The following is a 15,871-nucleotide window of genomic DNA, read 5'->3' as shown; positions in this document are numbered from 1 at the left end:
TGTTGTGTCGATTGCTTTTAATGCATGAACTGATCGATTATTCACGTTAGCATTAGAGCGCGTTGGCCTTTTTAAACGTCAAATCAGAGTTTAAGGTCAGTCTGCTTAACGAAAAAATGTAAGGATCAGGGGTAATGAATGAGTGGTGGCATGGTTTTTTGGCGTGGTTAACTGAGTACCAGTCAAATGTCGTGTGGAGTGGTTTGGTTTTAATCGTTTATTTAGCGATGTCTCGAAAGTTGCTGCCAAAATTAGAAACCAACATCGTAAAGTCAAAACTTAAATCAAATAGTGCTATTAAGGGACTTTTTGCAGCGCGTGTAATTGTCGCTACAGTATCGTTAGCGTTATTGTTACTTGCATGGGGAATCGATTTTTCAGGGCTTTTAGTTCTCTCCACTTCTATCATCACCGTAACTGGTGTCGCACTTTTTGCGAGCTGGTCACTTATTAGTAATATTACGGCGTATTTTATTTTGCTCACAAATGTAGCGTATCGCAGAGGTAATTACGTGCGCATTATTGACGGTGATAATTTCATTGAAGGTGTGATTGCCGACGTAGGGCCATTTAGTACGCGCTTGCTTACCGCTGAGCGTGAGACACTGATGTACCCTAATAACTTAATATTAACCCGCCCAGTGTTGCTCAACCCTAAAGAGAAGTGGGGGGCTATGGGGAAAGTGGTGCCCAAGTCGAACGTTGAAACGCCGGTGGTTAAAATTGAAGAAAGTAAACCACACGACGAATTATTCTAAGCGTTCTTTATAGAACAAATAGCCAAAACCTTGTAGTTAGCTATACGTTTTTCGCTTCTCTGATATAGCGCGTCATACTTTGAAGTAGCGCGCGTAGCTTCGCTGGTTTTAGCGGTTTAGCTAAAAAGTTCACGCCTTGGGCTTTGCATTCTGAGACTAAGTTTTCATCTGGTGTTGCCGTTATGAGCGCCGCTGGTATTACAATGTTAAGTCGATGTCTAATTTCCTCAATCAATGCCAGGCCATTTTTTTGGCTGTCGTGACTAAGTTGATAATCCATTAACAAGATTTGAGGCTGAATGGTCTCACAGATTTTCAAAGCATCATCCCAGTTGTTTGCAAGCATCACGTTAATTCCCCATTTCTGCAATAGGGTCTGCATGGCATCTAAGTTCTCTCGTTGATCGTCCACACAAAGCACATCCATGCCAGTAAATGTTGTACTGCGAGGCTTGGCTGTATCGCTAGCAACGTGCTTGGGCTCAGCTTTAACTAGGCTAAACGCAAAGCAACTTCCTTTGCCTATTTTTGACGTTACGTTAATATCACTGTCTAACTGCTGGCTTAAACGGCGTACGACCCCCAATCCCAGTCCTATTCCGTGCTCCTTACTTTCGTTTGCACGGAAAAAATCACCAAAAATACTGTCTTTTTTATCGTTAGATATGCCGATACCCGTATCGATAACTTTGAAAAAAACGGTGTCTTTTATAGGCTTGACAATAAACAGAACTCGCCCGCTTTCGGTGTACTTAACCGCATTTGATAGCAAGTTTTGGGTTATTCGATATAAATACGTCTTGTCGGCATTTACCCAACATGGGCGTATAATGGCTTTAAAGCCAAGTCCTTTCTCTCTAGCGCGCATCGCCATTTCGTCCACGAGTGGTGACAACAGGGCTTTTACATCAATAGGCTCAATATCAGGTCTCATTTCCCCTTGATCCAAGCGGGCAATATCAAGCAAAGTGCCAATCAGCGTCTCGCTGGAGGTAACACTATGGCTGAGCTTTTGAATAATAGCTAAAGCCGAATCAGTTAACTCTTGCTCTTCCAAAGCACTGACGTAAAGCTTGGCGGCATTGAGTGGCTGTAGTACATCATGGCTAGCGAGGGCCAAGAAACGGGTTTTACTGGCGTTGGCATCCTCGGCTGCTTTTCGTGCTCTTATCAGCTCTTTCTCAGCGTCAGAGCGCCGTTCTATTTCAAGCCGAAGTTCCGCGTTAATGGAGTGCACTTCTTCAGTACGCTTTTTAATACGGGCTTCAAGATCAATGTTCGATTCTTCAAGCGCTTGCTGTATTTCAACGTGTCCGGTAATGTCGTTAAAGCTTGTTACGAATCCACCGCCAGGTAAAGGGTTGCCTACCATCTCAATAACCCGTCCATCCATCCGTTGTCTCGTAAAGCGATGGGGCATACCAGAGCGTAAATGAGCGAGTCTTTTCTCTACTTCAACGTCTACGTTATCGGTACCAAATTCACCCTGTGAAGCGTTATATCTAATTAGCCTTTCTATTGGCGTACCCACTGCCAGCAAATTGTCTGGGTAAGGGTAGAGGTCGGCATAGCGCTTATTCCACGCGACTAAATTTAAGTGCTTGTCGACTACGCTAATGCCTTGGTCCATATTTTCAAGTGACGTTAATAGTGCAGTCATATTAAATTGCATGGCTTGCGTGGTGTCATCAAAGAAATTAATAACTTCGGTAAAGTCCATCTTCTTACCGCGCAATGCGCTGTCTAGCAGTACTTTGGCACTCGATGCGCCAATAACGCCACCCAAGGCGCGTTCGCAAAATGATAAGAACGATTCGTTCGGTGTGTCGTCGTGCTTTAATTGGCAATTGTTGAGTTGCTGATATTGTTCCAATAATTGTTCGCAGCGGCCCGAACCCATAAAAGTCGACAACAGTGTAATGAGATCGGATATGGTTACGTTGGTAGCCTGGGCTTTTACCGTGTTGTTGGTGGAAATTGCCGGAGACACAAACGCTTCCGCTTGCATTCTGTCGATAAGGCGCTGGGGTGCAAAGTGAGAAAAGAGCATGTAAACAAAGCTGTTAGCCGCTAGGCTAATCATAGCGCCTTGGCTAATGAGTTCGTTTTGTTCCATCTGTGAAATTTGTTCGCTCACAATGGGAAGTACAAGCCACAACACCCAAATAACTAACCCCACCATAAGCCCCGCGTAAACCCCGTGGGCGTGAGCACGCTTCCAATAAAGTCCGCCAACAATAGCTGGCATAAGCTGAATAACTAACGAAAAAGCAATGAGCCCAATCGAATGAAGGGAGCGGCTGCTGGTCATTTGCTGGTGATATAAAAAAGCCATGAGCAAGATAAACGCGATGACTATACGGCGAATAAGTCTGATTTTGCTCGATACGTCCTGTTTGTCATCGGTATTACCCGTAAATGCAAGAATGCGTGGCAAGATAACATCGTTGGTGAGCATTGTGCTTAGTGTGAGCGTTGCCACAATGATCATGGCTGTGGCGGCAGAAAGTCCACCTACAAAGACAATCACCTGAAGGAGGACCGACTCTGAAAATACAGCGAGCGACAGCACGTAGGAATCGGGTTCAATATTACCGCCTGCAAAAATGGCTTTACCTGCTATGGCAATAATAGGAATAACCGCTGAAATAATGGTCAGGTAGAGAGGAAATAGCCACCTTGCCGTACGCAGATGTCCCAAGCTTAAGTTATCAATAATGGCAACGTGGAATTGTCTGGGTAAGCAGACAATGGCCGCGGCAGCCATAATTGTTTGAGCAATAAAGGTGAACGAACCAAATTGCGCCAAGGCTATTTCATTGGTAAAGCTTTCGAAGAAAGGGCCAGATTGGGTGCGCTTCCACGCACTATAACCAACAATAGCTACTAGCACTAATGCCAGTAATTTTATGGTCGACTCGAATGCAATAGCCAGCATTAAACCTCGCCTGTACTCCGTAACATCTGTTTGTCGCGTACCAAAGTACATCGCGAAGGCGGCGATAAAGCCTGTGGCGGCAATAATAATGCCGTTGCTGTTTGGCTGCTGAGTGAGAAGCTGGAAAGTCGCACCGACCGCTTTTAATTGAAGTGCGATGTAAGGAATAGTGGCAAGTAGTGCGATAAGCGTAACCACCAAAGCTACGGTTTGGCGCTTTCCATAACGCGATGCGATGAAGTCTGAAATAGTGGTAATGTGTTGCTTCTTGCTAACCAAGGTTAACTTATAAATAAACTTGTAACCCAAGACGTAAACAAGGATGGGCCCAAGCATGATTGGAAGGTATATCCAGGTGTCTCGACTTGCTTGGCCGACCATGCCGAAAAAGGTCCAGGCAGTACAGTAAATGGCAAGAGCCAATGAATAAATAGCAGGGTGTGACGTTAGCGCTCTAGCGGTGGGCGAGTTCTTTTCACCCCAACTTGCCAGTGAAAACAGCAAGAAGAGATACAGTACCGCAAGCGTTACCCAACCAAAAACCATAACCTTCCTTTTAACTTAATTTTAACAATGCTGCCTCTATTATAATCATTTCGACGTTGGTCTACCTACGACCATGGTCTCATTTTGAATTTTTAAAGGCAGGTCTAGAGTAGTAGTCGAGCTCCTAAATGCTTGACTTTGCTGCTTGTGATTGCCTTTGCTTAGTCACTTAAAACGCAGCAATAACGTTAACAAAGCCGGGCGTTAGGAATATGTAAAATCATAACAATCAATTAACCTGACAAGAGGGTGAAACAATGGCATTTAGAAACGAAGAGGACAAAAAAGCGTATTGGAGGGAGAATCTCGCTCTTCTCGCCAAGCTTTTAGTCGTTTGGTTTATCGTATCATTCGGTGCCGGCATTATTTTTGTCGATATCTTAAATGAAATCCAATTTTTTGGCTTTAAATTAGGCTTCTGGTTTGCGCAACAGGGCGCAATTTACGTATTTGTTGCATTGATCTTTGTCTACATGGCTAAGATGAACGCCATGGACAAACGCTACGGCGTAGATGAGGAGTAAATCATGGACGTTCAAACTTTAACGTTTATCATTGTAGGTGCATCATTTGCGCTTTATATCGCTATAGCAATTTGGGCCCGCGCAGGGTCAACCAACGATTTTTACGTAGCCGGTGGTGGAGTACCACCTGTTATGAACGGTATGGCTACCGCAGCAGATTGGATGTCGGCAGCCTCGTTCATTTCAATGGCCGGTCTTATCTCGTTTATGGGGTATGACGGTGCTGTGTATCTAATGGGGTGGACAGGTGGATATGTTTTACTTGCGCTTTGTCTCGCGCCTTACTTACGTAAGTTCGGTAAGTTTACGGTACCTGACTTTATTGGCGATCGTTACTACTCTCAAACCGCACGTACGGTTGCTGTATTTTGTGCAATCTTCGTCTGCTTCACATATGTTGCGGGTCAAATGCGTGGTGTAGGTGTGGTATTCAGCCGGTTCTTAGAGGTTGATATTGTGTCTGGTGTGGTTATCGGCATGGTTATCGTGTTCTTCTACACGGTACTTGGTGGTATGAAAGGTATTACCTATACACAGGTTGCACAGTATTGTGTAATGATTTTCGCCTACATTGTACCGGCTGTATTTATCTCTATGATGGTAACAGGGCATATCCTGCCGCAAACCGGTTTCGGTGCTACTTTAGCTGACGGCTCGGGGGTGCATATGCTGCAGAAACTCGATAACTTATCCGTAGAATTAGGGTTTAACGAATATACCTCAGGGACAAAAAGTACCATTGATGTATTCTTTATCACCTTTGCGTTGATGGTAGGTACCGCAGGTCTTCCACATGTAATTGTTCGCTTCTTCACCGTGCCTAAAGTTCATGATGCGCGTAAATCAGCAGGTTATGCACTGGCATTTATCGCAGTGCTTTATACCACAGCACCGTCACTAGCAGCGTTTGCCCGTGTGAATATGATTGAGACCATTAATGGTCCTGAAATGACGGGAACCAGCTATGAAGAAGCGCCGTCGTGGATTAAAAACTGGGAACAAACGGGTCTTATTTCATATGAAGATAAGAATGGCGATGGCAAGATGTTCTATTCAGGCGATGAGCGTAACGAAATGAAGGTTGACCGCGATATTATGGTTCTGGCGAACCCTGAAATTGCGAACTTACCTGCGTGGGTAATTGCACTGGTGGCCGCGGGGGGGGTAGCAGCAGCCCTGTCTACCTCAGCAGGCCTTCTATTGGTTATATCGACATCGGTTTCCCACGATTTATTAAAACGAAACTTTATGCCGAATATTACCGACAAAGCCGAGCTCATGTATGCGCGATTAGCAGCTGGTGTGGCTATCGTCATAGCAGGCTACTTCGGTATTAATCCGCCGGGCTTTGTTGCACAGGTGGTGGCATTTGCCTTCGGCTTAGCGGCATCGAGTTTCTTCCCGGCAATTATTATGGGTATCTTCAGCAAGCGCATGAACGATAAAGGTGCTATCGCTGGGATGATTTCAGGTATTGCGTTCACTGCGGCTTACATTATTTACTTTAAATTTGTAAACCCAGCAGCCAACACGCCTGACAACTGGTGGTTCGGTATTTCTCCTGAAGGTATTGGTACTTTGGGTATGATGGTGAACTTCATTGTGGCTTACCTTGTGTTCAAAGCAACAGATGAAGCGCCAGAAGAAATCCAAGAGCTGGTTGAAAGCATTCGTTATCCTAAGGGAGCGGGTGAAGCATCAGCGCACTAAACTAACGTTGCCTTATGATAGGCTTTAGCAAAATAAAACCAATCTACTGGCGAAAGTGAGTAGGTTGGTTTTTCATTTTGTGAACCGGACATTTTCTATGACTGCAATGGCAAAGCAAGTTGAAGATTTTCTTAATACATCAGCACCTTTTGATGTGCTGGATAAAGAGCAAAAGCTTGAGCTGGTAAAACAGACTGAATTGATATATTTGACAGCGGATAATGTTAGCGATCTGCAAAAGGACGATGCGTCACTTTACCTCATTCAAAATGGACAGTTTTCTGTTCAAGATTCAGAGGCTCCGTTACGTCATTTAAGTGAAGGCGACTACTTTGGTTACGCTAATATAATGGAGAAACGCAATTTTCCGCTAAGCGTTAGCGTGGATAGCCCCGGTCTTGTTTACTGTTTTAAAGCAGCGGCGGCTGCCCCTTTATTCGACCTGCCTGCAATTCGACATTTTTTCGACGGCTTACACAATAATGCGCTTCAAAATCATGCTATTTCTGATAGTAATTCTATGTGGCTCTATAAAGGGTTAGAAGATGTTATTACCAAGTCTCCGGTGTCGGTGGACGCAGGTACCTCAATAACAACGGCTGCGCAGAGTATGACGGAACGAAAAGTATCGTCGTTACTGGTCACCCGAGAAGATAAACTTATTGGTATTATTACTGATCGTGATTTACGTTCGCGAGTAGTTGCCACCTCTCTCGATATTCATCTTCCTGTCAGTAATATAATGACCCCTAATCCTGCGCAAATAATGGGAAATAGAACGCTTTTCGATGCCTTGGCGCTAATGACCGAAAAAAACATTCATCATTTGCCCGTTATTGACCAACAAACTCTAGTGCCTTTGGGCATGGTGACAGCCAGCGATATCATTCGTCATCAGCGTGGAAACGTTCTTTTTATTATTGGGGAGCTAAGCAAAGCGGAGAACCTGTATGAGCTAACACGGTTGTCTTGGCAATTGCCGCACTATTTTTCTGCTCATGCGAAAAAAGCAGGAGACTACGATATTGCTGGCAAAATTTTATCTCAAGCCACGGATATTATGACGAGAAAACTCATTGGTTTTTACCAACAGGCTAACGGTAAAGCCCCCATGATGTTCGCTTGGCTTGTTTATGGCTCACAAGCAAGAGAAGACCAGACAATGGGCTCGGACCAAGATAATGGATTGTTATTAGCTGAGCGGCCAAGCGAAGCGCAAGCTGAATACTTCGCGAAAATGGCTGATTATGTATGCAAGGGTTTAGCGAAATGTGGCATTAAGCTGTGTGATGGCAATATTATGGCGAGTAACCCGAAGCTTAGACTCTCACTTGATGAAGCCATTGAAGAAGCTAAGCAATGGGTAAAAGCACCAACGAAAGATGCGATTATGCACTTTAATATTTTTCTGGATGTTCGATGTGCGGCTGGGGACATAAGTTTATTTAAGCAGTTACAGCGTCGAAGAGCGCCTTTGATGAAGCAAAATATGTTCTTAGCAGCGCTTACGAGAAACAGCAACGAAATATCGGTTCCGCTTTCCATGTTCCAAAAATTTATTTATGAAAAAGGCCGCAAAGAAAAAGATGTAATCGATCTGAAAACGCGAGCTGTGGCCTTAATCAACAATATCGCCCGCATATATGCGTTAGCTGATGGTATAACGTTACCTAACACGCTTGCCCGTTTAGACGCACTCTCATCAAGTTCTCAACTCTCAAAGAGAGATGCCACCAACCTCCGAGATATCTGGCTTTTCTTAAATCGTTTACGTTGGCGACACCAATTGGAAAACAAAGTCACGGACAATCGAGTGTCTATTTCCAGCTTATCATCGATAGAAAAACACCAGCTAAAGGCCGCTTTCAAGGCTATTGAGAGAACGAATCAGGCAATGGTTATGAAATTCTCAGGCGGTGTAAGTTAAGCCTATGATATCGCGAATAATCGAAGCTTGTTCATCGATACTTTTTGACAAGCACAACTTCAGAAAATCATTGCGTGATAAAAAGTTAGGCAACACACTTTTGACTTCTGTTGACTTAGAACTCACATCGCTAGACCCTGCGACAACCCAAATAACATCTATTGGATATGTAAGTGGTTCTGCCGGAAGAATTACGCTTTCTTCTAGTGGTTATCACGTTATTAATACCTCAGCGGACTTAGGGCAAAGCCCTGTAATTCACGGATTGACGCTGGATATTTTACAGCAAGGCGAGGGTTTAGCAGATGCCATAAGAGTGTTAATACCATTACTGAAGACCCACATTCTGATTTTTCACAACGCACGATTAGATTTGATGGCACTTGATAGTGCATTTAAACGGTGTGGATTACCGCAGGTGGAAGTGCTTTATATTGACACGCTTCAGCTTGCACTGTATCAGTTAAGTAAACAGCATCAGGTGCTACCCAGCACGAGTGCAACGCTAACGGTTTGTAGACAACGGCTAGACTTACCCGCGTTTCCTGAACACAACGCACTAGATGATGCGTTAGCAACAATACAGTTGTTTTACGCGCAGTTAAACGAATTAGGAATTAGGCTGGAGGACTCACTCGATACGCTGGCTCACACGAATGCTGTTGGCCGCTTTAAACTAGGCATACCGCATTAGCAATTTATTGTACTAAAAGCAGTGCAACGTTAATGATGTTTCTTAGGTTTTTATCTTTGAGATATGACTCAACGCATTCATCTTGACGGCGCTTTCCGTTGTCGGTGCCGTTAGTTGATTTCGTCCAGAAGTTTTAGAGACATACAGATTTTTGTCTGCTTCTAACATTACATAGTCAATCGTTTTATTATCATTGGCACTCTTTACGGCTAAACCTGCACTTAATGTAACGCGCTTATGCTCAGATGCAGCGTGAGGAATATTCAGATCGTAAATCGTTTGCAATAAGCGCTCAGTGACAGCCTTCGCGCCGTCAACGTCCGTATTAGGTAGAATAACCAAAAATTCTTCACCGCCAATTCTGACTAGTTTGTCCATCGGCCGAAGTAGGGCGTCACTGATCGTTGTACTGATCTTCCACAAACAACTATCGCCATCTAAGTGGCCATACATATCATTGAACAGTTTAAAGTGATCAACATCAAAAATAACCAAAGAAAGTGGTGTTACATTGCGTAAACCATCTTTTACTAAACGGGGTAAATAGTCATCTAAATAGTGTCGGTTGTAAGCTCCTGTGAGCTTATCAACATAGATAAGTCTTTCCAGTAAATCGTTTCTCAGTTTGTGATTGATATGAGACTTTACACGGTTGCGTAGGGTACAAGCGTTGACTGGTTTCGCAACAAAGTCGACGCAGCCAGACTCCCAACACTTAGATTCTTCCTCTTCATTTGATGAAGACGTGACGAAAATAATAGGAATGTGAGCACACGATGGCTTTTTTCTTAGCAATGCGGTGGTTTGATGCCCATCCATTTCTGGCATAGATACATCCATGAGGATCAAGTCAGGAGTATGATACTTGCAATATTCAATTGCTTCTTTACCCGAGCCGACAGAAGTACACGCTACAGTGTCTTCAAGTAGCGCTTCCAGAACAATTCTGCTGCTGGCTTGGTCGTCGACAATCAGCACTTTGCAATCAGCCAAAGTTCGGTCGCCAACTTGTTCAATATACACACGTACTCCTAAACACTAATGTGAGAGCTATGTCTAAAGCGTACGCCTTATTTTAAAAAATGTGGATTAATCAAAAGTTTAATATTTAACCGCATGGTTTAATTTAATATTTATATCACTGTTTTATATTGTTTTTAAGAAAACAAATTAACCACAGCAAGACCAAAGACACCAAAGGTACACAGCGCTCCTATCATATAAAAATAGCTTCTGGGGCTGGGGTTTTTTTCTGTGGCGATTGCGTAGTAAAGCCCCATATGAATAATTCTACTTAGCGCGTAAGTCCAAACAAGAGCCGCAAGTATACTGGTTGATGCGCCAAGAAAAATGCACAGAAGCGCGGGAAGTGTAAACTGATGAATGTTCTCCAGTGAGTTGTGGAATGTTCTGTGGCTTCTGAACACAAAGCTATCATGACTCAATTCTTCGCTCACTTTTCCTGGAACATAGCGAGACTGCTTTCGGTGCGCGATAGCCGCAACGATATTTTGAACAAAAACTGTGAAGCTTATAAGCAAAAGGCCTGCGAGACTGTAGGTGTATACGGTGAACACGTGAACTCCTTTCTTTTTTCCTTGAATGGATTCAGTTGAATAGTTAACTAACGAAAAAGACCAATTGACGTTTAAGTATGTCAGGCATGCCTGTCTGCCAACCAACTGATCACTGTATACTTCTACGCCGAAGTTTGTTGAAGAGATCGAAACAGACAATAAATAGAAGGATTAACGAAAGCACTATAATTTAGTGCTTTCGTTTGTAACCTTACTTTACAGCGCGGCTTTTACATCATTTGGAAGTAGCACGGTATCAATCACGTGAATAACACCGTTACTTGTCATTACATCTGCTTTTATCACGCTTGCATCATTAATCATGACCTTATTCATGTTAGCAGAGACCATCACCTTGCTCCCTTCTACTGTTGTAGCATCAGACAGCGAAGCCACATCTTTAGCTGTGACTTTGCCCGCTACCACGTGGTAGGTAAGAATTTTAACAAGGGTTTGTTTATTCTCCGGTTTTAACAGCATTTCAATGGTGCCAGGCGGGAGTGCAGCAAACGCTTCATCGGTGGGAGCGAAAACGGTGAACGGTCCATCACCCTTTAATGTATTAACCAAATCTGCAGCTTTAACTGCGGTAACAAGTGTTGAGAATATGTCTTTGCTTGCCGCAGTATCTACAATGTCGTTATGTTCATCCTTTGCGTGGTGCCCCGCAACTGCTGAGACACTAAATACAACGAAGAAAAACACACTAATTAACTTTTTCATATTATTTCCTTTTACCTATTACATTAAGTGAAATTCAACATCCTTCGTATCGCCAACTGCATGACCTACGCCACTGAAAGCTACTGAATTGAGCATTCTTACGGCACATTTGAGAAATTTGATGATTAACTTTGTGTAATGCTATGTCGCAACGCTTGAGACGCCAATAAGCGCGTGGAATAAAAAATTTTGCGATGAACTTGCATCTAGATGGGTTGTAAATAAAATGTAAATTTTCGGGTGGCTGCTATACTTAGCGTATCGAGTAAATAAGAAAGGTGCCTATTATGAATGCTCGACACGCAGCTCTTTTGTTGTTGTGCATAGTGCTTTCTGCTTGCCAATCTACCGATAACCAGTATGTAAAAGCTGAGCCAACTTTGTTGCACGACAGCCTCTTTCCCTCTTATACATTATTTCCAGTGGAGTCATCAGAAGAGATTTTTTACCTAGATGAAGACGCTCAGCTTTTTGCTGAACAAGCAGTCTATGAAAAAAGCCCACTTCAAAAAAACGTAAAAGGTTTGGTGAAGGCCATATTTGACCATTCTGAACAAGGAATGCTTTACAGGAATAGCGCAAACACAACAGCAAATACGACGTTCAATAATCGTGCAGCCAATTGTTTATCCCTTTCTATTATGACCTATGCGTTGGCGGAACACGCAGGGTTACAAGCCACGTTCTACGAAGTAGATATTCCCGAGTACTGGACGCGTCGAGATGGCTACAGTCTATTAAATGGCCACATTAATTTGAGAGTCCAGATGCCAGCAGATCAGAGCGTCGCATCTATTGGTGGAAACTGGGCAGATGTGGATTTCGATCCTCAAACACTCAGAAGTCACTTTCCAAGAGTGCCGGTATCAGAGAAAAAAATCATTGCTATGTTTTATAACAACAAGGGCGCTGATGCGCTTGTTGCTAATAGTTATACCAAAGCGTATAGCTACTTTAGAGCAGCTGCGACCCTGGCACCTGAACTGTCCCAGAGCTGGGTCAATCTTGGTGTACTCTATCGAATGGCAGACGCATATGAGCAAGCTGAAGCGGCTTATCAGCATGCTTTATCATTAAATAATGAAAATCTAACAGCGTGGGAGAATTTATCGATACTTTATCGCTACCAAGATAGATTAGAAGAAGCGAAAACAATAAATCTTATGGTGGATAATAAACGCCAAAGCAACCCTTTTTATCATTATATATTGGGTGAGCAAGCCTACGACAACGAAGAGTATGAAGCGGCGATATCTTACTATTCAAAAGGCTTGAAACTTGATAGTACGCGTCATGAAATTCTGTTCGGATTAGCGAAAACTTATTATGAGAGCGGAGACATTACCAAGGCTGAGCAATACCTATCTCGAGCGATTAAGCATGCGAAAAATGGGCAAGATAAATCTCGCTATCAGTCGAAGTTATCGGTTTTGGCGAACAATTAATAAAGCGCTTTGAGTAAAGCGGAGACGATAGGCTATATACAAAAAAGCCGCAGACTAGCTGCGGCAAAGAATAACACTACAAAAGGAACTTAATTTATATAACGCCCAGCTCACGAAGGCGCTCTTGCAGGTATGACCCTGCAGTATGACGTTCTGAAAGAACAACATCCGGTCTAGGGTGTAAGAATAATGGCAATGAAATACGAGATTTCGTCATGTCAGCGCCATCTGGGTTTACAACCCTATGCGTAGTTGATGGAAAGTATCCGCCCGATGCCTCTTGAAGCATGTCGCCAATATTCACAATCAAGTTCCCGAAATCGCAAGGAACTTCAATCCAACTACCGTCTTTAGCTTGTACTTGCAATCCAGGCTCATTAGCCGCAGGTAAGATAGTAATCAAGTTAATATCTTCGTGAGCTGCTGCGCGAATTGCGTCTACTTCTTCATCACCTTTTAGTGGCGGATAGTGCAGTATACGAAGCAAGGTTTGATCTGAATCTTTGATCATGTCACCAAGCGGTTGACTGTACTTATCACTCACCTCTGAAGGAGAATGCTTTTCTATCCAACCCAGTAGCTCTTTCGCTAATGAATTGGCTTCCTCATAGTACTGAGAAATCTGTGGTTGTAGTGCTTCTGGGCACTGGCCCCATGGATAGAAATGGTAATACTCTTTAATATCTTTTTTCGTAAAGCCTTTGGCTACCTCAGATACGCTCTGAGGGAAAAATCCGTCTTGTTTACCCTTGTTGTACAGGTAATCATTCTTCTCTTCGCTGTCGAAGAAGCCCTGCCAATTGTCGTAAATACCCTGAACTAATGACTGTTGGATAGGGTGATTTTTCAAAACACCGAACCCTGTCTCGCGAAGAGACTTCACGAATTCTTCTTGTGCGTTTTCCGCTTGGTAATCAACAGCAACTAATTGCATAACTTTATCCCGTATATTTTGACTGCGGCATTATAAAGGTAGACGGGCTACAGAAAAAAGTCGCAGAAATTGACATAAATCAACCCCGCGAGGAATTTGCGCGTAATTTACAGAAACCTGACCAGTTAGTCTAGTAAAATCTTGACCAACTGGTCCAAATTAATGAAATTTAACCAAGAGAGAGGTAAAAGCCCGCAAGTGCGGCACTCATTAAGTTTGATAGCGTTGCAGCAATAACAGCTTTTAACCCCAGTCTCGCAATTTCTTTTCTGCGTGTTGGTGCCATAGCACCAATTCCACCCATCAAAATAGCGATAGAAGAGAAGTTTGCAAAACCACAAAGTGCAAAGGTGATAATGGCCTGAGATGCTTCAGACAGTTGTGATTGGTTTTCCAAGAAGTTTAGGTAAGCAACGAATTCGTTGACTACCATTTTCTGACCAATAAAGCTGCCTGCAAGTTGCGCTTCCTCCCATGGTACGCCGATTGCCCATGCGAGAGGTTGAAGTACATAACCCAGGATCCCTTCAAACGTAACGTTTTCATAGCCTAGCAGCCCCGCCGTCCAGCCAACGAGGCCGTTGAACATGGCTATTAATGCTATGAAAGCGAGTAGCATAGCGCCTACGTTCAACGCAAGCTGCATGCCTGACGCTGCGCCGCTGGCGGCAGCATCAAATACATTGGCGTAGCCGGTATCTTCCGCATCTACGTCGTGTAAATCTTCATTTGGCTTACTGGTTTCTGGCAAAATGATCTTCGCCATCAGTAAGCCACCAGGGGCAGCCATAAAGCTCGCCGCTAACAAATACTTAAGATCAACGCCCATTCCCGCATAACCTGCCATAACCGAGCCAGCAATTGATGCCAAACCACCCACCATAATGGCAAACAGTTCAGAGCTTGTCATATGCGGAATAAACGGACGAACAACAAGTGGGGCTTCAGTTTGTCCTACAAAAATGTTGGCAGCCGAAGACATGGATTCAGGGCGGCTGGTTCCCAGTGCTTTCTGTAAAAAACCACCAATAACTTTGATGATCAAGCCCATCACTTTAAGGTGATAAAGAACGGCAATAAGCGCCGAGAAAAACACAATGACAGGGAGTACGTTGAAGGCAAAAATAAATGCAATCGATTTGTCGCCAATAGGGCCAAACAAGAAATTAATGCCTTCTTGGCTATAAGCGATGATGTTGGCAACGAAACGCGTTGCACCTAACAATACTTCTTTACCGGTTTCAGAATACAGGACAAACGCGCCAACGGATGCTTGAATAGCAAATGCGCCACCAACAGTGCGCCAATTTATATTGCGTTTCGCCGATGATAATGCGAAAGCAATGCCCAGAAGGACTGCTATGCCCAGTAAACTTACCATAGTAATGTTCCCTTAAAGAAGCGCTTGCTGAATGTGTGATTTGATCACATCTAATGCAATTTGGTTTTTGCCACCTTGCGTCACTACTACGTCGGCAGTGAAGCGGCTAGGTTCGATAAATTGATGATACATAGGCTTAACAGTTTCTTCGTACTGTTTTGCTACAGACTCTATACTACGACCCCGTTCTTTCAAGTCGCGCATCATTCTACGCATCAAACAAATATCAAGAGGCGTGTCGATGAAGATTTTCACGTCGTACAAAGGAAGTAGATCAGTACGAGCAAGTAACATAATGCCTTCAAGAATAATTACCGGCGCTGGATTGAGACGCTCAGTTTCAGGCAAACGCGTATGCGTTTTATAGCAATAGTGCGGATAATCAATGGGTTGACCATCGCGCAATGCTTGCAAATGTGCCTTCAAGAGCTCATGTTCAAATGCATTTGGATGATCATAGTTATTCTTCTCACGTTGTTCCATGGGAAGATGATCTTGTGCGCGATAGTAGTGATCTTCACGCAGCACCTGAACAGGGCGACCTTGAGCACTGAAGCCGTTAAACAAATTTTTTGTAAAAAGAGACTTCCCAGAGCCAGAAGCTCCAGAAATGGCAATAATAAGTGGCGATTGCATAGTACTATAAAGCTGATTTTGTTGGTGCAAAGATACGCGTTTAGGCCTCGCGAATCAATGTTATATTCACAAGTTATC

At 43.6% G+C, this 15,871-nt stretch carries 13 protein-coding genes; 6 read left to right on the top strand and 7 right to left on the bottom strand.

Going from position 1 to position 15,871, the window contains the following annotated elements; all coding sequences use genetic code 11:
- Positions 1-134: 134 nt before the first annotated feature.
- Positions 135-758 carry a mechanosensitive ion channel family protein gene (locus V7R42_RS18675; RefSeq protein ID WP_334022061.1) on the top strand — a complete coding sequence of 208 codons (624 nt, stop codon included), beginning with the start codon at positions 135-137 and terminating at the stop codon, positions 756-758.
- Positions 759-798: 40 nt separating this feature from the next.
- Here the strand turns inward: V7R42_RS18675 and V7R42_RS18670 are convergent, their stop codons facing one another.
- Positions 799-4,242: a PAS domain-containing hybrid sensor histidine kinase/response regulator gene (locus V7R42_RS18670; RefSeq protein ID WP_334022059.1), complete on the bottom strand. Its 3,444-nt coding sequence runs from the start codon at positions 4,240-4,242 to the stop codon at positions 799-801.
- A 257-nt stretch (positions 4,243-4,499) separates the two neighbouring features.
- On the opposite strand from V7R42_RS18670, the gene V7R42_RS18665 reads away from it, so the two are divergent.
- From V7R42_RS18665 to V7R42_RS18650, 4 genes are all read left to right on the top strand, one after another.
- Entirely contained in the window at positions 4,500-4,766 is a 267-nt protein-coding gene (locus V7R42_RS18665; RefSeq protein ID WP_014950817.1) for a DUF4212 domain-containing protein, read from the top strand.
- Positions 4,767-4,769: 3 nt separating this feature from the next.
- Positions 4,770-6,476 (top strand): sodium:solute symporter family protein, encoded by a 1,707-nt coding sequence (locus V7R42_RS18660; RefSeq protein ID WP_334022056.1) that lies wholly within the window; start codon positions 4,770-4,772, stop codon positions 6,474-6,476.
- A 97-nt stretch (positions 6,477-6,573) separates the two neighbouring features.
- On the top strand, positions 6,574-8,403 hold the full coding sequence (locus V7R42_RS18655) for a DUF294 nucleotidyltransferase-like domain-containing protein (RefSeq protein ID WP_334022054.1): 1,830 nt from the start codon (positions 6,574-6,576) through the stop codon (positions 8,401-8,403).
- A 100-nt stretch (positions 8,404-8,503) separates the two neighbouring features.
- Positions 8,504-9,097 carry a 3'-5' exonuclease gene (locus V7R42_RS18650; protein WP_334022052.1) on the top strand — a complete coding sequence of 198 codons (594 nt, stop codon included), beginning with the start codon at positions 8,504-8,506 and terminating at the stop codon, positions 9,095-9,097.
- Between the two features lie 42 nt (positions 9,098-9,139).
- Here V7R42_RS18650 and V7R42_RS18645 read toward each other — a convergent pair whose 3' ends face one another.
- The 3 genes from V7R42_RS18645 to V7R42_RS18635 form a co-directional block, all read right to left on the bottom strand.
- Positions 9,140-10,120, bottom strand: a complete 981-nt coding sequence (locus V7R42_RS18645; protein WP_334022051.1) for a GGDEF domain-containing response regulator — start codon at positions 10,118-10,120, stop codon at positions 9,140-9,142.
- Between the two features lie 134 nt (positions 10,121-10,254).
- The gene (locus V7R42_RS18640; protein ID WP_334022050.1) at positions 10,255-10,674 is read right to left on the bottom strand and encodes an MAPEG family protein; all 420 of its coding nucleotides are present in this window, start codon (positions 10,672-10,674) and stop codon (positions 10,255-10,257) included.
- A gap of 216 nt (positions 10,675-10,890) precedes the next feature.
- Entirely contained in the window at positions 10,891-11,397 is a 507-nt protein-coding gene (locus V7R42_RS18635) for a fasciclin domain-containing protein (RefSeq protein WP_334022048.1), read from the bottom strand.
- Positions 11,398-11,684: 287 nt separating this feature from the next.
- Between V7R42_RS18635 and V7R42_RS18630 the strand changes: the two genes are divergently transcribed.
- Positions 11,685-12,842: a tetratricopeptide repeat protein gene (locus tag V7R42_RS18630; RefSeq protein WP_334022046.1), complete on the top strand. Its 1,158-nt coding sequence runs from the start codon at positions 11,685-11,687 to the stop codon at positions 12,840-12,842.
- A 94-nt stretch (positions 12,843-12,936) separates the two neighbouring features.
- Here the strand turns inward: V7R42_RS18630 and V7R42_RS18625 are convergent, their stop codons facing one another.
- The 3 genes from V7R42_RS18625 to udk all read right to left on the bottom strand — a co-directional run bounded on the left by V7R42_RS18625 (position 12,937) and on the right by udk (position 15,793).
- A complete protein-coding gene (locus tag V7R42_RS18625; protein WP_334022044.1) occupies positions 12,937-13,776 on the bottom strand; it encodes an isopenicillin N synthase family dioxygenase in 840 nt (279 codons plus the stop codon).
- A 169-nt stretch (positions 13,777-13,945) separates the two neighbouring features.
- Positions 13,946-15,157, bottom strand: coding sequence for a NupC/NupG family nucleoside CNT transporter (locus V7R42_RS18620; protein ID WP_334022042.1), 1,212 nt, complete (start codon positions 15,155-15,157; stop codon positions 13,946-13,948).
- A gap of 12 nt (positions 15,158-15,169) precedes the next feature.
- Complete coding sequence (gene udk, locus V7R42_RS18615) at positions 15,170-15,793, bottom strand: uridine kinase (RefSeq protein WP_014950808.1); 624 nt, start codon at positions 15,791-15,793, stop codon at positions 15,170-15,172.
- Between the last annotated feature and the right edge of the window lie 78 nt (positions 15,794-15,871).

It is taken from the genome of Alteromonas sp. S015 (assembly GCF_036864485.1).
Lineage (GTDB): Bacteria > Pseudomonadota > Gammaproteobacteria > Enterobacterales > Alteromonadaceae > Alteromonas.
The sequence above is the reverse complement of the archived record's forward strand: the minus strand, read 5'-3'. Positions and strand labels throughout refer to the sequence as shown.